This window comes from Ammoniphilus sp. YIM 78166, from assembly GCF_004522215.1.
Classification (GTDB): Bacteria; Bacillota; Bacilli; order Aneurinibacillales; family RAOX-1; genus YIM-78166.
This window is the reverse complement of the sequence record NZ_SDLR01000013.1, coordinates 39,874-58,491: the sequence shown is the minus strand read 5'-3', so window position 1 is coordinate 58,491 and position 18,618 is coordinate 39,874. Positions and strand designations below refer to the sequence as shown.

The 18,618-nt window shown below is 43.2% G+C and carries 16 protein-coding genes and 2 pseudogenes; all 18 read right to left on the bottom strand.

All coding sequences use genetic code 11. The annotated features are described in order from the left end of the window. Positions 1-467: 467 nt before the first annotated feature. A complete protein-coding gene (locus EIZ58_RS30415; RefSeq protein ID WP_134704748.1) occupies positions 468-1,685 on the bottom strand; it encodes a M20 family metallopeptidase in 1,218 nt (405 codons plus the stop codon). Next, positions 1,686-2,777 carry an ABC transporter ATP-binding protein gene (locus tag EIZ58_RS30410; RefSeq protein ID WP_134704747.1) on the bottom strand — a complete coding sequence of 364 codons (1,092 nt, stop codon included), beginning with the start codon at positions 2,775-2,777 and terminating at the stop codon, positions 1,686-1,688. It lies immediately after the preceding gene. A gap of 17 nt (positions 2,778-2,794) precedes the next feature. Beyond that, a complete protein-coding gene (locus EIZ58_RS30405; RefSeq protein WP_167578060.1) occupies positions 2,795-3,577 on the bottom strand; it encodes an ABC transporter permease in 783 nt (260 codons plus the stop codon). Continuing rightward, positions 3,577-4,437, bottom strand: coding sequence for an ABC transporter permease (locus EIZ58_RS30400; RefSeq protein WP_134704745.1), 861 nt, complete (start codon positions 4,435-4,437; stop codon positions 3,577-3,579). Before EIZ58_RS30400 ends, EIZ58_RS30405 begins: the two co-directional genes overlap by 1 nt. A 55-nt stretch (positions 4,438-4,492) precedes the next feature. After that, on the bottom strand, positions 4,493-5,590 hold the full coding sequence (locus EIZ58_RS30395) for an ABC transporter substrate-binding protein (RefSeq protein ID WP_167578059.1): 1,098 nt from the start codon (positions 5,588-5,590) through the stop codon (positions 4,493-4,495). Positions 5,591-5,618: 28 nt separating this feature from the next. Continuing rightward, positions 5,619-6,497 carry a MurR/RpiR family transcriptional regulator gene (locus EIZ58_RS30390; RefSeq protein ID WP_134704743.1) on the bottom strand — a complete coding sequence of 293 codons (879 nt, stop codon included), beginning with the start codon at positions 6,495-6,497 and terminating at the stop codon, positions 5,619-5,621. 304 nt (positions 6,498-6,801) lie between these two features. After that, positions 6,802-7,773: a carbohydrate kinase family protein gene (locus tag EIZ58_RS30385; RefSeq protein WP_134704742.1), complete on the bottom strand. Its 972-nt coding sequence runs from the start codon at positions 7,771-7,773 to the stop codon at positions 6,802-6,804. A gap of 65 nt (positions 7,774-7,838) precedes the next feature. Further along, complete coding sequence (locus tag EIZ58_RS30380; RefSeq protein ID WP_134704741.1) at positions 7,839-9,257, bottom strand: hypothetical protein; 1,419 nt, start codon at positions 9,255-9,257, stop codon at positions 7,839-7,841. Positions 9,258-9,282: 25 nt separating this feature from the next. Further along, positions 9,283-10,302, bottom strand: coding sequence for an ABC transporter permease (locus EIZ58_RS30375; RefSeq protein WP_240689465.1), 1,020 nt, complete (start codon positions 10,300-10,302; stop codon positions 9,283-9,285). An 8-nt stretch (positions 10,303-10,310) separates the two neighbouring features. Then, positions 10,311-11,780, bottom strand: a complete 1,470-nt coding sequence (locus EIZ58_RS30370; RefSeq protein WP_205672423.1) for a sugar ABC transporter ATP-binding protein — start codon at positions 11,778-11,780, stop codon at positions 10,311-10,313. A 91-nt stretch (positions 11,781-11,871) separates the two neighbouring features. Then, the gene (locus tag EIZ58_RS30365; protein ID WP_134704739.1) at positions 11,872-12,864 is read right to left on the bottom strand and encodes a sugar ABC transporter substrate-binding protein; all 993 of its coding nucleotides are present in this window, start codon (positions 12,862-12,864) and stop codon (positions 11,872-11,874) included. A 177-nt stretch (positions 12,865-13,041) separates the two neighbouring features. Further along, positions 13,042-15,048: a LacI family DNA-binding transcriptional regulator gene (locus EIZ58_RS30360; protein ID WP_134704738.1), complete on the bottom strand. Its 2,007-nt coding sequence runs from the start codon at positions 15,046-15,048 to the stop codon at positions 13,042-13,044. Positions 15,049-15,082: 34 nt separating this feature from the next. After that, complete coding sequence (locus EIZ58_RS30355; protein WP_134704737.1) at positions 15,083-15,382, bottom strand: hypothetical protein; 300 nt, start codon at positions 15,380-15,382, stop codon at positions 15,083-15,085. Between the two features lie 32 nt (positions 15,383-15,414). Further along, positions 15,415-15,546, bottom strand: a complete 132-nt coding sequence (locus EIZ58_RS34990) for a hypothetical protein (RefSeq protein ID WP_255438474.1) — start codon at positions 15,544-15,546, stop codon at positions 15,415-15,417. Further along, positions 15,547-15,948, bottom strand: a pseudogene (locus EIZ58_RS30350) (aldo/keto reductase); the annotation flags it as partial. It abuts the gene before it with no gap. A gap of 146 nt (positions 15,949-16,094) precedes the next feature. After that, positions 16,095-16,376, bottom strand: coding sequence for a substrate-binding domain-containing protein (locus EIZ58_RS30345; RefSeq protein WP_167578058.1), 282 nt, complete (start codon positions 16,374-16,376; stop codon positions 16,095-16,097). Between the two features lie 530 nt (positions 16,377-16,906). Further along, positions 16,907-17,101 carry a DUF2524 domain-containing protein gene (locus tag EIZ58_RS30340; protein ID WP_134704734.1) on the bottom strand — a complete coding sequence of 65 codons (195 nt, stop codon included), beginning with the start codon at positions 17,099-17,101 and terminating at the stop codon, positions 16,907-16,909. A 98-nt stretch (positions 17,102-17,199) separates the two neighbouring features. Continuing rightward, a pseudogene (locus EIZ58_RS30335) lies at positions 17,200-18,606 on the bottom strand (MDR family MFS transporter). Positions 18,607-18,618 lie beyond the last annotated feature (12 nt).

Sequence of the window (18,618 nt, the reverse complement as noted above, 5' to 3'; positions counted from 1 at the left end):
CTTTGTTTGGTCAAACTTATATTTCTAAAAACGCAAGTTCTTCAGTGCCCTCCTTTACTTAAGTGGTGGGTGTTTGCCTTGGTTTAGATCTCTTGAAAAACAAAAAGCACCCCCTCGGGTGCTTAGAAATGGAGTTTTGTTAAGAATGCGGATAATCCTTTCTTCACCAATTAGTTAGCTATGGATCCTTGAGTTAATCGAAAGCTAATGTAAGGTATACAATTCTCTCTACCCGTAGTCAAGTTGTGAATGAATAAATTATCTTGGTGTAACACAAGCAATATCTTATCAAGGGATCGCATTATAATTTGTTCTGTTATTACTTCTGCCATTATTATTTCAATGATATCCTCTGTCCCATCTTCCACTATTAACCGGATATAGTAGTTTTGTTTGATAGGATAGCACCTAAGCACTATACCCTGCTTCAGATAAATAAGCTTATTGCTCAAGGGCCCACATTCCTACTATTCTTTTTCCCTATTACATAATTCGAACAGTGATAAAGCATAGACTCTAGCAGCGACCTTTAAATCTTTCAATTCCACTCTTTCGTCCGGCATCGTATTATATTTTCCACCACATCCGTAGATAATACCTTTTATTCCTGCACGCTGGAGATGAGCAGCATCCGTTCCATAGTATTTATAAGGAGCTACGTCCCCTATTCTTGGTTCTTCTCCTGTCACCGCTATGTGGGCTAACTTTAACGTTTCGACGACTGGCTCATCGCGATCGACTTCGAAGGGACCCATGTGCGGCATATTGGTCTTTACGACTTCGATTTCCGCTTTAAACTCAGGGTCTTCAGCAGCCAATTGATCTAGCATGCGCTGTACGTCGGCAATCATACCCTCCGGGGTCTGACTTGGCGCGTATCGAAGTGCCACCTTGATGGAGCAAAGATCCGGGAGCTGGGGAACTCTCCATTCGTGGTATTCCTCTCCTAGCCCCCCCCTAATAACCCCAATATTATACCGGTTAAGACCCGCATACTCGGGCTTGCTCGCCCCGCTAAACCGCATCTTCCGCAAGGCCTCAATCACCTTTGTTCCTTTTTCAATCGCGTTAACCCCTTCTTCTGCCTTCGATAAGTGTCGACTAACTCCATACACATGGATGGTAATCTCGAATGCACCGGCATGAAGCGTCATGAGCGATAGATCTGTTGGTTCGCCATTGATGAACCAATCAGAACGAATCCCTGAATCGAGTAGATGGAGAGTTCCGATTCCCCCTTGTAGTTCCCCAATGACCAGCCCGACAGTAACATCCCCCTTTAATTGGATCCCTGATTCAATTACTCCCCGAACCGCAGCGATAAAGGCAGCATCTGATGCTTTCATATTGGAGACGCCAATACCGTAAATGCACTCGTCATCTACTACACCGCCTAAAGGATCAACTGTCCAGCCAAGTCCTACTGGGTTGGTATCAATATGACCATTGTACATGACACTTTCTCCTCCACCGGTCCCCTTAAGGAAACCAATTACGTTGAAACGACCTGGCTCGACTTCCTGTAGTTCAACCTCCAATCCCATTTTCCTCATATAATCGGCCAAGTACTGGGAAAGCTCCCCCTCATTTCCACTGTAGCTCTTGTGCTGAATCATCGTCTGAAGCAGCTGAATTAACTCCTGGTCATTAATCTTTGATAGGATTTGTTCTTTTTTTAACAACATTTAAAGCTCTCCTTCATTCTTTTTTTCTGGCAGTAGAAGCAGGGTGTCGCTGGGTGCCCAATAGACAAAGACATTTTCCCCTTCTTTTAATCTGGCTGCTTCGGTGTAGCTCGGGATCATCGAGACGATGGGTGATCCATTTTTCATTTGCAATTCGAATTTCACCATGGTTCCTGAATAACTTCGTTTCTTAATCACGGCCTGGAATTTATTGGTTTGTTCAGGCGTAGCCGAACCCGAGACGATTTGGACTCTTTCGGGGCGTACCCCAATGGCAGAGATCCCCATTAATATCCTATCGGCCAACACCTGTAACCCATCTGTGGTCACATACCTTCCATTCTCTTCTGACACTACGGGATACACATTGGGGACACCCATAAACCGCGCAACAAATTCATTTACCGGTCTTTCAAATATGTTTTGCGGTTCATCGTACTGCTGAACAATGCCGTGGCTAAGCACCACCACTTTATCCGAAACGGCCATCGCTTCCTCTTGATCATGGGTCACAAACACGGTAGCCAATCCAAGTTCCTGCTGTAGTCTTCGGATCTCTTCTCGGGTCTCATGGCGCAATTTTGCATCTAAAGCACTTAAGGGTTCGTCTAACAGAAGAACAGCTGGCTTGAGAACAAGGGCACGTGCTAAGGCCACACGCTGCTGTTGACCGCCTGATAGCTGTTTGGGATAACGCTCATGAAACGCGCTCATATTTACCATCCCTAATGCCTTTGCAACCTGATCTTTCATCTCCGAGCGATTGCCATTTTGTTTGCGCATCTTCAAGCCAAAAGCTACGTTTTCCGCCACGGTCATATGTGGGAAAAGGGCATAGTTTTGAAACACCATTCCAATGTCTCGCTTATATGCAGGCAAATTTGCGACTTCTTTACCTTGGATACTGATTGACCCCTGATCCGGCATGAGTAATCCTGCGATCATGCGAAGAATCGTCGTTTTACCGCAGCCACTCGGCCCCAGGAAAGAAACGAGCTCCCCTCCCTCCAAATCAAGAGACACTCCGCGAACGACTGGCGGTTCGTTTTCGTTATATCGTTTATATAGGTCTTTGATTACTAGATCGGCCATGACTTAAACCTCCTTTATTAAAACATGCGATCCAATCCTACGAGCTTTTCAGTCAAATACATAATGCATACCGTTACAAAAATCACGACCACGGAAATCGCCGCAATTCGCGGATCCGGACTGAATTGCACATAGCCAAACATCTGTATAGGCAGGGTCGTAATTCGAGAACTGGTCAGAAACATCGAGATCGCCAAGTTCCCGAACGAAACGACAAACCCGAAAATAGCGGATGCCAACAAGGCAGGACGCAATAAGGGCAAAGTAATTTTCCAGAAAACAACAGGCGGAGAAGCCCCGAGTGTAAGAGCTGCTTCCTCGACGGAACGGTCAAAGCGGTAAAGAGAAGCTCCAACCGTACGGACGACATAAGGCATGCATAAAATGATATGGCCCAAGAGTAAAGTAGTGAAACTCAAGGCGATGCCCATTCCTTTAAATAACTGAAACAACGCAATCCCCAGCACAATGGTTGGAATCTGAAGCGGACTGTTTAAGAAGGCGTTCATCCCGTTTCTCCAGCGGGAAGGAAGACGTTCTACCCCGTAAGCTGTCATCGTTCCGATCATCAATGCCAGCAGACTCGCAGCTATACCAAGCTGTATCGAAACCCATAGGGCATTCATAAAGGCCGGATCATTCATCACAACTTGGAACCAATGAAGCGAGAAGGATTTAGGTGGAAAAGCCATATATGCTTCCGCATTGAATGCAGCTCCTACTAAAACTACGATAGGCGCAATGAGATAAATAAAAATTAGGATGTTTACAGCAATAAACAGTCCTTGGAAGATACGCATCAGGCTCGCCCTCCTCCTCCGAGAAATTTGGATTCCATTAGTCGACCGTATCCCCATAATAGGATGATCGTCAGGACAAGCATGATTATCGAAGCGGCTGCAGCGATCGGCCAATTCAAGGTCACAAGCGTTTCGCTATAGATTAGACTAGCCAACGTCTGGATTCGCCCTCCCCCTAGTAAAATGGGGGTAACAAAAGCACTTATCGTACTTATGAATACGAGTAGACTTCCAGCAAATACCCCTGGGAGCGACAACGGAAGGGTAACCCTTAAAAAGGTATGGTATGGTGATGCGCCCAGACTGCCAGCTGCTTCTTCAAGACTTCGATCTAGTCCACCTAAAGCCGCTCGGACAGACAGGATCATAAAGGGTAAGGAGCTCTGAATCAACGCAATCATAACTCCTGTTTCATTAAACATGAGGCGGAGCGGCGAATCGACTAGCCCCAATCCTAGTAATATCTGATTTAGTAAACCGGAATCTGCTACGATAACCACCCATCCGAACGCCGTTACCACTGGGCTGGTAAGCAAAGGTATAACCACAAGGGATGAGGCCAACTGACGGAAGGGAAAGTTTTTCCTCACGAGCAAGTAAGCTACTGGATAACCCAGTAGGATGCAGAAAAAAACTACTTTGATCCCAAGCCATAAGGATCCTATTAATATCGATCGATAGTGGGCATTTGTAAGAAAATTCGTGTACGCATCCAACACCCAGGCAGGCTGCATAAACTGACCGGGAATATGCTGATAGAAACTATATCGAACCAAAATGAACATTGGCAGGATAAATAATAGGAGCATCAGCAACAATCCAGGCAGCATCATGAGCCACCATGTTCTGACGGAATTCATAATTACACCCCCTCAATGAGAACGGGCGAGGTATCCCCGCCCATTAATCACGACATTATTTCAATAATGGAACAATCTCTTGATTCCAACGATCGATGAGCTGGCTGCGGACGGTAGCAATGTGATCCCAATCTACGAATTGAAGCTTTTCGATTTCTTCTTCCCCGTAGACGACACGCTGTGCTAGCTCTTCAGGAAGTTTAGTGTTTTTGTTCGTTGGGCCGTAGTACATATCTTGGGAAAAACCTACTTGAGCCTCAGGGTTTAACGCCATGTTTAAAAATTTATAGGCCATATCTTGATTTTGTGCATTTTTAGGAATGGATAGCATAACGATGGTTGCGTATGCACCTTCTTCAGGGCGGACAAAGCCAATGTTACTTACTTTATCTTCTAAATTTAGCGCCCGGCCATCCCACCATGGGGCAATCCAGACGTCTCCTCTAGTCAGCATATCGGTAAGTTGCGCTGTACTAGCAGAAACGGTTAGTAGATTCGGGGCTAGCTTCTTGAAACGATCAAAGGCTGGTTCAAGATTCTTATCGTCCCCTCCATCCAATTTGCCCGCCGCAACGAAAGCTTGCACTCCCCCATTGGAGACCAAATCATTTACGGCAATCTTCCCTTTATAATCTTCCTTCCACAGGTCAGCCCAGGAGGTTGGAGCTTCTTTGATCTGATCTTTGTTGTAAACAATACCGTAGGATCCAAACACCCAAGCTAACCCAAAGTTCCCCTTATCCACGGCTTGTGGATATAGATTGTTCCATTCGCTTACTTTCGAGGAGTCTAGCTGTTCCAATACGCCAACTTTTCCTCCTTCAATTACGCGAGCATCATCCAGATAAATCAAATCCACACTAGGGCTTCCTTGTTCAGAAAGAAGCTTCGCATACTGGTACGCAGGATCCAATACCACTTTGGCCCCAGTTTCCTGTTCGAACTTATCAATCACATATTTCTTCATGGCTTCATCCAATGCTCCACCGTAGGAAGCGATGGTCAGGGTACGACCCTCGTATTCCTTCCCCGATGTCGGTGCAGTTGGCTCGGGGTTGGTACTTGTGTTACTTTGTCCTCCGCAGCCGACGAGGATAGATGAGGAGAGTATGAGTGCAACAGAACTTTTAACCCACTTATTTTTCTTGAACATTCTTTTTCCCCCTTTTTTTCCTGTATCATTATTCAATCTCGTAAAGACCATATTGCTTATTAATTTCTGCTAGCTCTTCTAATGATTTTAAAACCTGTCCCTTGTCCTTGATTGTAATGAGGTGAATAAGCGTATCGATTAAAAAAACCGTAGAAACATGAGAGCTTGCATAAGCTAATGACTTAAACGAGGTCAACAGCACAACGGAATTTGGACGTGCTAACGGACTGGAAAGAGAGTCAGTGATAGCAATTTGTTTAATGCCCCTCTCTTCTGCGTAAGCAACGGCCCTTACAGTATTTCTGCTATAGCCCGGAAGACCTATGGTAATCAATAAATCTTGCTCTGTTAGGGATCTTAGGTGATCAAACATATCGTCTTGACCAGAACCAATCAACTGCGTATTTGTAAAAATTTCGTTGAGATGGATCGAGAGCGTCAAAGCCGGCCCCATGGCGTTTCGACCTGCGATAATGGCAATTCTTCTTGCTTCCGTAATTTGGTTTACTGCTGATATAAAGGTCTCAAAGCTATTACTGTGCAGAGTTGTTTGCAAGTTCTTAATAGTTAAGTCAAACACTCTTTGTACTGAACCCGACGAGTGCTTATCCGCTAACAGTTCAAGCTGAGCATCTTCGCCGTTTTGCCCAAACATTCCAGTCATGCGATTGCGAAGAATCATTTGCAAGTTTCCTTGTAGATCCGGAAAGCCCGTATACCCAAGGTCCTGTGAAAACCTGACGACTACAGACTCACTGACTCCTACCTGACGTGCTAGTCTTGAAGCGGACAAAAAAGCTACCTCTTGCCAGTTCTCCAGTATATACTTCGCAATGGCTTTCTTTGCGTCACTCATAGCAGGCATAGAAACTTGAATCTTCTCAAAAAGACTTAGATTCTTACTCATAATACCCCCCTTTCTGCTTGGCAATAAATATTGTTGTCTTAGCAAGAAGTATTCTTTGTTTTGTATTATATCATTGTTTAGAAAATTTATTCAACCTTTTTTATGTATAGAAAATAAAAACCCCTTCAAATCGCGAAGGGGTCTTCTTCTTTAATTACCTTCCACTTGCCCGTAGTACAAATTGACTCCCTTCTGTCGCGAAGGATCTTGTATAAACTGGATGGTTGTCGATTAAGATTAAGTCCAAAGGATATTATTTTCCGTATGCGTTACTCAATCTTTTGTATTCCTACCTTGTTTCAGCCTAACCATGACTAACTACTAATTCATACGTCGGCAGGGAGGAAATAGCTCCCATTTGGGTACAAACCAGTGCCCCCACTTTATTGGAGAATGAAGTCACTTCCTTCATTTTTTCAAATTCATGGATCATCTGCAGAGGATTTTCTAATTGCGCGATCTGAAATAGGGTAGCCCCTACAAAAGCGTCTCCAGCTCCTGTGGCGTCGATCGCTTTGACTGGGATACTCTCTACAATGGCCATCTGTTTACCATTGGAGATAAACGTTCCATTTTTCCCGAGGGTCACGCAAACCCATTTCGCCCCATCCCCATATTGGTGAAGAATCTGAACCCCCTCTTCCAGATTCTTTGTACCAGTAAGCAACTGCAGTTCTTCTTCACTGACTTTGACGAAATCAGCGTAGGACAACGCCTTTAAGGCTAATTCCTCAAATCCCTCGATATTCCCTTTCCAAAGAAACTCCCTGTAGTTCGGGTCAAAGGAGATAAAGATGTGATTTTCCTTCGCTAATTTCATCACTTGAAAGTACGTCTCTTGGGAAAAGCCTTCGAGCATAGCAGTGGCTGACCCAAAATGGATCACCCTTGACTTCATCATTTTAGGAAGATCCAACTCGTCCAGCTTGAGTAAACCATCAGCCCCTCGATGAAACGTAAAGTCCCTCTCCCCATCCGCTTGCAGGGATACAAAGGCTAAGGTCGTACTGGAGTGCGGATCGAGAACGAGCATCGAGGTGTCTACCTTTTCAGCCTCTAGAGTTTTTTTCAAAAAATGACCAAAAGGATCGTCTCCGACCTTCCCGGCAAAAAGGGAATTCCCACCCAACCTGGAGATAGCAGCCGAGACGTTGGCCGGTGCTCCGCCTGCTTGTTTTAAAAAATGGGATCCCTCTACTAAAGCCACTTCAATATCTGTACAAAAAAAATCGATCAACAGCTCTCCGATACATACAACCGCATTGGTATTGTTCATACACGATTCACCCCTACGAAAAAATACAAGTGGTACTTACATACCACTTGTGATTAAACCCTTAATTATTTAAGAATGGTAGCAAGACCTTGCTTGGAATCAATATTTTTTTCCATGGTGTCGGCTTGAACTTCCCAATTATCAAATTTGCCATATGCCGTATAGATAGTGGATCCAATCGGCAGCTCTGGATGTTCATTTTCACCGTTCGTTCCCCAGTTTACCCATCCGGAATCATTTCGTTGCACAATTTGATAACGAGAAACCACTTCGCTGGTGTACCATACCATCGCATAGCCCGTGCTATCATTTAACTCCGCTGTTTTATTCGCGCTCATAGGGAAAATCGTTTGCTCTGGTGCACTATTCACATCCACGAATTGATCAAACAATACGTTCTCGTTTCGCTCGCTTTGGTGAACCACGCTATGAGACTCAGGAATAATATGAGAAATATGCTCTCTGATTTCATCTGGCGTAAGAATTCCTTCTTTCACACAGAATAATCTCCAGAAGAAATCCCAAGAAACCTTGTTGATATCTTCACCAATGCTATCTTTATATTTCTTTACGTTGGGATTGCCCATTTCATCGGCATGCTCCAGCAACTTATGAACTCCTTCAGACAGAATGTTCGCATATAAGTCGCCTTCTCTGTAATAGGTACCGCCATAGCTTGCAAAGCGGTTGAACACTCGATCCCCTTGACCGCTTTCGAATTCATCCCCAACCGTAATTTTGTTGACGACAGGAATTCCATCGACCGTAGTGGAGAAAGGATCTACATCATACTTTCTTCTAAACCATGGAGTGTTGTAGAAGAATTCCCATGTGATGGAAAAGTTTTTCCCCATCAGATTCTCATCTAATCCGTCCGGCACGGTCCCCTTAAATACATATCTGCAATAGAGCGGACCTTCTTCTTCAACGATGATATCCACGGTAGTATGTTCAGGAGGGTTAATTAACCCGTTTTTAGGCGTAAAGAATGGACCGTAAAATCCGCCGATGGCATTGGAATAATCCTTGATTAGATTTTTCCCTTCTTCTTTTGCCTCAAAATAGCGGATCCCCCATTTTCCATAAGAGGTACCATCCGCCGTTCCAGAACATAGCTCCAGGATATAGTGACCCGTATCCAGTCTTCTGAACCCATCCGCTTGGGTGACTTCCAGCTTTTCTATCCCTTTAAACTCTTCCTTTTGTGCAAGGGGTTTTTCATCTGCATACAGCCAGTAGGATCTTACCAGGTTATCCATCGTAACTAGGTATACAATGGAAGCTTCTTGAATGTAGTCACCATCCAGGATAGTATCTATGATTTGAAAAGGAATGCTGTTATTGGTGTCATCAAACAAGGCAAGACTATCTTTGTGAACGCGGTAATCGGTAAAATTCAACTTCGTAATGACCGGTTCTTTTTTTCTAGGCAGTTGATCTGGGTTGTTAAGCATGATCTGGAATTTATATTTTGCGTTTTCCAATTTTACTACCTCATTTCATGTTGTTTTAAATATTCTGGTTAGAAGGCTGTTTCGATTTGGCTAACTTAAAAGAAAAATTGAGTTTTTTTCCTTTCTGGGCATCCACCAAAATAGCCACCAAGATGATCAAGCCTTTTACAACTAATTGCCAGAAGGAACTTACGCCAAGCAAATTTAGACCATTACTGATGACTCCAATCACCATGGCTCCAAATACAGTTCCGCTGATCCTTCCTCTACCTCCCGCCATAGATACCCCACCCAGTACACAAGCAGCGATAGCATCCATTTCATATCCCGCTCCTACAGAAGGCTGACCGGAATACATTCGAGCCGAGAGTACAATCCCTGCAAAAGCTGCTAGAAAACCCGTAAGCGTATAAACAGCAATTTCAACTTTTTTGGTAGGTACTCCGGAAAGACGGGCTGCTTCCCTGTTTCCTCCGATTGCATACACATACGTTCCAAACTTCGTTTTATTTAATAGAATAGAGACAATTGCGATCGCTACAAACATATACACCACCGGCAGTGGAAGAAATCCAAAAAGCTGACCCGTACCAATCATGGTGTAGGCTTCTTCTCGAATCCGAACGGATTGGCCGTTACTGTAGATATAAGCAGCACCGGATGCAACATTCAAAGTGGCTAACGTCACGATAAAAGCCGGTAATTTAAATTGACTAATAATAACTCCATTTAGAAAGCCGATCACCACTCCGACCAAAAGACCGATCAATATCGCAAGAAAGATAGGCAACCCTGTTGTAACGATTAACCCTACCGTCAACGTACCGGATAAGGCAACGATCGCACCCACAGAGAGATCAATACCTGCCAGAATAATAACTAAGGTCATGCCAAGAGCTAGAAAGACGTTAATGGATATTTGTCGCAAAACCGTAATCAGATTGTCCGACGTTAAAAATACGGGGGACAGAAAAGATAGAGTAATAAACAAGATTAATAAAACCGTAATAATTCCAATATTGCCTCTGATAATGGTTGATACAGCGTTAAATGGGTTCTCCATTTTTTTGGTCATATGCCGCCTTAACCTCCTGTTGCATAGCGCATGATGTTTTCTTGGGACAATTCAGATTGCGCTAATTGTGCAGTTATTTTTCCGTTCCTCATGACACAGACTGAATCACACATATTGATGATTTCGGGGAGTTCGGAAGATACTAAGATAATGGCCAAACCCTCTTTAGCCAACTCGTTGATGATAGAATAAATCTCAGCCTTTGCCCCTACGTCAACACCTCTTGTTGGTTCGTCAAGAATTAATAATTTTGGTTGGGTAGCCAACCATTTAGCAATAACCACTTTTTGTTGATTACCTCCCGACAGGCTTGACACTTCAATGTCACTTGAAGCGGTTTTGATGCGTAAATCTTTCACATATTTATCGATTAAATCTTTTCTTTTCTGTTCGCTCACAAGCCATTTATTTTTCATGAGATTCTTCAGCTCAGCCAACGTCATATTGAAAGCAACGGAGTTAATGAGGACAAGCCCTTGACCCTTGCGATCTTCCGGGACCATCGCAATCCCTTTATTGATCGCTTCACTGCACTCTTTCACCTTAAGCTCCTCACCATTTAGATAAATGGTTCCTTGATCGTAGGGATCAGCCCCAAAGATGGATAGCATCAATTCACTTCTTCCTGCTCCCATCAAACCGGAGAAACCGAGGATTTCACCCTTTTGAACCGTAAAGTTGATATCTTCAAACACATTTTCCTTCGAAAGATTTTCAACCTTTAATACGACTTCCTCTTGGCGGGCATACGTTCTGGTGTAAAAGTTATCTAATTCCCTTCCTACCATCATCGAAACCAGCTCATTCGGATGGGTCTCTTTCGTATTCACGGTTCCAACATAAGTACCGTCTCGAATCACCGTGATCCGTTCCGTGATTCTGAATAACTCTTCAAATTTATGTGATATATAAATAATGCTTACATTATTTTTTTTCAATTTTTCCATAGTAATAAAGAGGTGATTGACTTCTTCATCAGATAATGAGGATGTGGGTTCATCCATGACCAAAATTTTCACATTAAACGAAATAGCTTTCACGATTTCTACTAATTGTTGCTGGGCAACCGTCAATTCTCCGACTAACGTGTTTACATCAATATTCAACCCTAGTTGTTCCACCATTTGTTGAGCTCGAGAATTCATTTGCTTTTTATCTTTAAATCCAAACCTCGTTACCGGTTCTCTTCCTAAAAAAATATTCTCCGCTACGCTTAGATAAGGTACAAGCACGATTTCTTGGTGAATGACCCCAATCCCATGGGATTGGGCATCCTGTACGCCTTGAATATCTACACGTTTCCCGTCAATGAGGATTTCCCCTTCATCCGGTTTATGGATACCACCCAATACTTTGATTAAGGTCGATTTTCCTGCACCATTTTCGCCCAACAGCGCATGAATCTCTCCAGACTTCAGTTTAAAATGGATTCCATTTAAAGCGCGGTTTGGCCCGAAGCTTTTTGAAATGGAACGCATCTCTATCACGTTTCCAGACAATGAAGTTCACCTCCGAATGCTAAGAAAAATTTTGCTGCCGCCCAACCATGCAGGCGGCAGCCTCAAGATCTTACTGCCATTTACCTGCTGTTTCTTTTGCCATATCTACCGTTATATTAATGGAAGGCAATAGAATTTGCTTTTCCACCTGTTTTCCTGCTAAGAAATCTTCAGCTGCTTGGAAAGAAGCTTCTGCAATTTGAATAGGGACTTGAGCCGCTACGGCCGTAAAGGAACCATCCACTAATGCTGCTTTTCCATCTGGAGACGCATCAATGGAATAAACTTTAATGTCTTTTTTGCCCGTTGCATCAATGGCTGCAGCAACACCTAATGCGGAAGGATCGTTAATGGCAAAGAAAGCATTGATCCCAGGGTTAGCCTGAATGATATCTTCAGCGATTGGCAGGGAAGCGTCTAGCGCAGCTTTCCCATCTTGCTGGGCCACGATTTCAAATTTAGATTTGTTTTCACCTAGACCAGCCAAGAATCCTTCCACGCGTTGAACACAGCTTTCATTGGAAGGGAAGTCTAAGATAGCAATTTTTCCACCATCCGGGAAGTCCTTCACCATTTGCTCTCCCATGAGCTTACCAGCCATAAACGCATCGGTCGCAATGACACTTTCCACTAATTCTTGATCTTCTTCGATAACTGCCGTATCCACATTAAATACCGGAATGTTTTTGCTCTTCAGCTGTTCTAACCCTTGACGGATTCCAGCAGAGTCAACTGGGATGACAAACACCGCATCGAAACCTTGGTTTGCCGCATCCGCCATTTGATTCATTTGTTTATTTAGATCATAATCCGGATCTAACATCGTAAACTTGTAACCTTTCTCCTGAGCTAGTTTTTTGTAAGTTTCCGTCATAGCTGTTTGAAAGGTATTATTTTGCGTATTTGGTAGGAAAGCAAAACTTAAAACTTCGTTATTACCAGAATCAGTAGAAGCCGGTGCAGGAGTAGAAGAAGCATTACTATCTCCATTACTGCATCCTGTAAGCGCTGTAGCAAAAACCATAGATAAAGCTAAAACTAGTTTTCCGACATGTTTCTTCATAATAGCCCCCATTTTGTTAAATTTTATTGTTTCATATAATCTTTCATAGTTTACTTCTCATAAAAGCGTTTTATTTAAAACGCTTTTATGTTTTATTACGTAAAATATATCATACAGAAAATTATTACGTCAATACTTTTAACTAAATTTAAATAAAATATTAATTTTTATTACTTTTTACGTAAATTTCTTCAGCATTAATTCTTCTATTTCTGGAGGAGCCGGTTCAAGGGTAATTTCTTTCCACGCTTTTAATAGATTTTTAGATTCTACAACATAGGGTTGGACCCCAATGTATTTATAACTGTCCTTACCCAGCAGCGCTTTTGCTGTAGCTAATCCTACGGCTACACCTTGTTGATAAGGTCTTTGAGTGGATATTCCTTTCACGATTTCCTCTTTAGCTAAAAAGGTTGCAATTTCATAATCCAAATCAAAAGTAAAGACAGCGATATCTTCCCTGCCTAATTCCTTAAGCGCTTTTATAGCTTGAAGGGCCGGTCGATCCCAAGAAATATATAATCCACGTATTTCAGGATTAGAGGTGATCATTTCCTTACATACCTCATACGTGTTCTCAATTTGGTAGAAATATTTTTCACTGACGATATTAATATTAGGAAAATTCGTCCTGATGACTTCATTCGCCACTGCGTCTCTTAAATGCGTTCCATAAAACTGGGCACCATGGCCAATAAACCCTATTTTTACATCTTGTTCATTCTTAAAGTAATTCCCCAAGAGTAATGCTGCATTCTGGCCGTTCTCTCGCTCATTTACGGATACACAGCAAGAATATTGGTCTATACTCATTCCTTCAGGGACATTGCTCATAAATACTAATTTAATCTCTTCAGAAATGCTCTGGAATTTTTTTGCGGTGATCTCATCATCTACAGGAATAGCAATAATCGCATCAGGATGTTGAAGCCTTAATCCTTCCAATTGCGCCACTTGTAACAACGGATCAAAATTCGCGTTCGTGATCGAAACAATGGATATTCCGTATTTATCCAGCGTGTTTCGAATCCCGTTCTCATACAGCCTCGCCCACGCTGTTCCGCCATAGTGAAAAGAAATTGCGACCTTGTAATTGCCTGAGACCAATTGCTCCGCCTCAGCTTTAGAAATCGTGATCTCTTCCGCTGAAACCGTCTTTTCTCCAAACGGTCCTTTTCCAATGGCTTGCGTTGACTTTTGTATCGATAGCTCCATCGGAATATTAAATTCTTGAGAAAAAACCGTGTCATCTTCAATTTTCCTTAATAACAGATCCACACCTTGGATGGCCATATCTTTTGTATTTTGTTTTAACATCGTTAATGGAGGATTGATGATTTCTGACCATTCTTCATCCCCAAATCCAATGATGGATATATCTGATGGACACTCAAGACTTAATTTATTCATCACTTTTAATAGATTCAATGTGATTCGATTTCCGCTGGCTAAAAAAGCAGTGGGTTTATACTTGCTCCAAACTTCTTTGACTCTTTTCTCAAGATCCTCAAAGCTATTTTGATCTACTTCCACTAAGAACTCATCCCTAAAGGGGATATTGTAGTATTCCAAAGCCTCACGATAACCTTTGATCTTGCCTTCTAAAGAGGAGAAGTTCCCGCTTTCCATAATCAATACGATTTCTTCATGTCCCGATCTTAATAAGTGCGCGCATCCCTTAAAGATTCCCCCTTCGTTATCGGACAGAACGGAGGCAACATCTTTAATTTTGACCGTTCGATTGAGAAATACGAAAGGCACGCGTTGTTGAATTAACTTCTTAAACGGTTTATCATCCGTACTGACAGGAACTATGATTAATCCCGCAATCCGTTTGTTAGAAAGCACATTGGTGATAATATCCTTCTCTTGGCTGATACTGTCATTATGAAAGTACACCACCGGATTGTAGCCTTTTTCGGTTAGATAAGAAGAGAGGCTAGCCACTAACTTAGAATATAAGGTTCCCCATAAATCCGGGACAATGATGGCTATTTCGGAATTTTTCCCGATCTTCAAGTTACTGCTCTTACTTCCTATTTTTTTATCATATCCCGTTTTCTTAATTACCTCTTCTATTCTTTCAACCAGTTCCGGACTGACATACCTCGATTTATTAATCACATGAGAAACGGTAGCAATTGAAACGCCCACTTCTTCTGCTATTTGCTTTATCGTAGCCATCTATACCCCCCTAACACCGTTTTTTTACGTAAATTTAGTGAAATTGTAACACTTGTTTAGGTTCCTGGTCAATCAACTCGAGGTGGAATAAGCTGTATTTACGAAAAAACACTTTCTTGTTTACGTAAAATACAGAAAGGAAGTCGTGAAAATGGGGTGTCGACCAAACACAAGTAACTAAGGCTAGCAGGGGTTTCCCTGACCGCTGGACATAGCCTACGATCTCATTCCTATTCGCTGGATTCATACTGGCATCTACTTCATGGGTGGATGCTTGAACCCATTCTCCGTTGATATAATTCAAATAGTTTTTCCCCTGTATGGCTGTATTCACGTATTTCCCTCCCCAATTCCCTACCTTCAATGTTATTCACCATCTGGATCATAATGGGTAACGACCGCTAACTTGGAGCAATTCCAACATTCGCTGCGATTCCTTTCCCAAATCACAAGGACTTCCTCACATCGGATGCATTTATCCTCTACTTCCGCAGTCATTTAATAAGCCCCCCGGATGTGTTCGTGAACCGAATTCCAATAAAAGTAAGAAAGCTTCTCCATTTCACTGGGACTAAAGGAGGCAGCTTCCAATGCCGCCAGGTTATCAGCCACCTGCTGAGTGGTTTTAAATCCAGGGATGACCGTAGTTACTGAATCATGATCCAATATCCACCGCAGAGCGCCCCGCGTCATATTCCCCCTTCTTTCCGCAATCCACTCCAGTTGTCTGCTTAACCTTACTCCCTGGTTAACATCTAGCCCTGCAAACGTTTCTCCAACATTAAATTGTTCACCATTCCGATTAAAGTTCCGATGATCGTCTTTTTCAAATTGTGTTTCTGCGCGAAATTTTCCAGTCAGCAAGCCACTCTCCAGTGGAACGCGTGCCAAAATCCCGAGCCGATGAAGCCGATTCAGATTTCATGATTTAACATGGGTTGTTTGATCTCCTCTCTTTTCAATCGCAAGGTTGTAGAATCTAGCCGCATTTCTACCAAATATCATTTCTTCGCAATGACTCATCTCTAATTCTTGCAAAATCTCTCTCAATAGCTGATAGACTTCTTCATATTCTGCTGCCAGGCGACAAACAGGCCAAGGCTGCCGTCCAATTTTCCATTTTTGACTGCATCTAAGGCATCTGGAATCGCATCGATCCCGATGACTCGAATTTGACCCAATTTGCCATGAGACTCAACCGCTTTTAATGCACCTAGCGCCATTTCATCATTATGGGCAACAATCGCATCTAATTGAAAGGTTTGCAGCCAGTTCTCCGCAAGAGCTAAGGCTTCCGCGCGAGACCAATTGGCGGTCTGAGTGGCCACCAGGGTTAATCCTATTGTAAAGAAGATCGAGGAGCGTTTATAGTATTACACAACATGGTTAAACTCTAACCCACTGCATAGTCGAGCACCCATTAATCCCTATAAATCAGCACCTGGTGGCTCCTAACACAGGCAAATAGCTGGCTTTTTTATTCCGCCGCATTACAAACTAGAAACTATTCTACACTCTGACATCTTCTAATATTGCTGCAAAATACTCAGTAATCTTGCGATATTTAAACTTGCTTTGTTGGGCTGGAAGGACCACAAGCAGACCCACTTTGATTTCTTTCTAAAAAAGGCAATGGCCAGCCACTAATGTATACTTCCGTAAAAATTCGGAGTGCCAGCTCTGTCGAAACCAACACAAGCAAGCACTCTTTTTTATGGCATGGTCCCAGCCCCGCCTTACTCCATTTTATAGGAATACGAATACCCCCTTCGTCACTACGGAGGGGGTATTCTTTGACATTTAAATTTTTAGAAAGAGGCATTGACTGACCCTTTTGCCAAGCAAGGGGTATTTTTACTCAATCATTTGGCCTAATTCTGCACTTGTTTTTAATAAAATCAATCTGGTTCTCTAGACGGTTGATTCTCTCTTGCGTTTCCTTATCCGCTTCCCCGCTGACATTTGCCATTAAGTTGGACAGCTCGTGCTGAAGCTCAGGCAGATCCTTACTGGCATTTGCGCAGTCATAATTGCTCTCTAATTGCTCAATCATCGATTCGCACCTCCCATACCTTTTCCATCTTATTATGGAATAACTGCCCAACACCTATTCACGAGCCTCAGATGGAACCCCCTCTTGCATTTCACCTTCTACGACGCTTTCTCCTGGTTCAGTTCCTCCTGCTGGGATGGAATCCACAGCGTGACGATCAGGCCTGCAATGGCCAAAACAGCAAGAATGAGAAATACATTATGTAGTCCGTTCGCCAGTATCTCAGGAGGAACAGGGATTTTAGACTCGGTATACTTCCCGATATGCTGATTTAAAACCGTACCTAAAACGGCAATCCCTAGGGTCTGGCCTAATACTCTAACAAAGGTATTGGTCGAAGTAGCGACTCCCCGCATGTTCCATTCGACGCTAGATTGTACGATAACCATAAAGACGGTCATCGACAAGCCAAAGCCGAAACCAATGATTAACATCATGACAACCAAAAGGAGACTCGGTGTGGACGGATGAATCATCGTTAAAGCGAATGAGCCTAATGTGATCAGAAACATTCCCATAAGAGAAAGCGTCCTCGAACCCAAGCGAACCATCCATCTACCGCAGAGCATCGCACCAATCGGCCATCCGATGGACATCGGAGTGAGCGTGAGTCCCGAAGAAGTGGCCCCCATTTGCAACACTCCCTGAATCCATAAGGGAAGGTAAGCCGTCAAACCAATAAGGATTCCACTCACAAAAAAGCTGGCAAGGTTAGAAACAGCCTGGCTCCGGATACGGAGCAAACCGATTGGCAGCATAGGCTCCGGATGCTTAAGTTGAATGCGGACAAATAAAAAAAGGAAAATAGCGGATAAGGCAAATAGCGTAAAGATCGTCACGGAATTCCACGGGATCTCCGTACTACCAGTCAGCAAAGCAAAGAGGAGGGCCGTCGTACCTATGGTGAACGTGAGTGCACCTCCATAGTCGATCTTTCGTTCCCGGTTTTCCCCCTGCTCTTGGAAATTCCTATGGATCAGAAACATCGAGATCAACCCAAAAGGGATATTGATGAAAAAGATCCAATGCCAGCTTAGATAATCGACCAAAAATCCTCCCACTAAGGGTCCAAAAATCCCGGCAATCCCCCACATGGAGCTAATCAGTCCTTACACCTTCGCACGCTGCTCATAGCTGAATACATCCCCGATGATCGTGAACGTGACAGGCATTAGCGCCCCTGCCCCCACACCTTGAATGGCCCGGTAGATAATCAGCTGCTCCATATTCTGAGAAAGGCCACACAGAATCGAACCTAATAAAAACAGAGAAACCCCTGTCATAAATATCCCTTTTCTCCCGAAAAGATCCGCCAATTTCCCAAAAATCGGAGTGGCAACCGCTGACGTCAACAGATAGATAGCAAAGACCCAGCTAATGAGATCTAATCCTCCCAATCTATCGACGATAACCGGCATCGCCGTACTCACAATAGTAACTTCAATCGCCGACAAAAAAGTGGCAATGAGCAACGCCGTAATGATTTTTCTTTGATAGGTATCCATAATAGAGTGCCT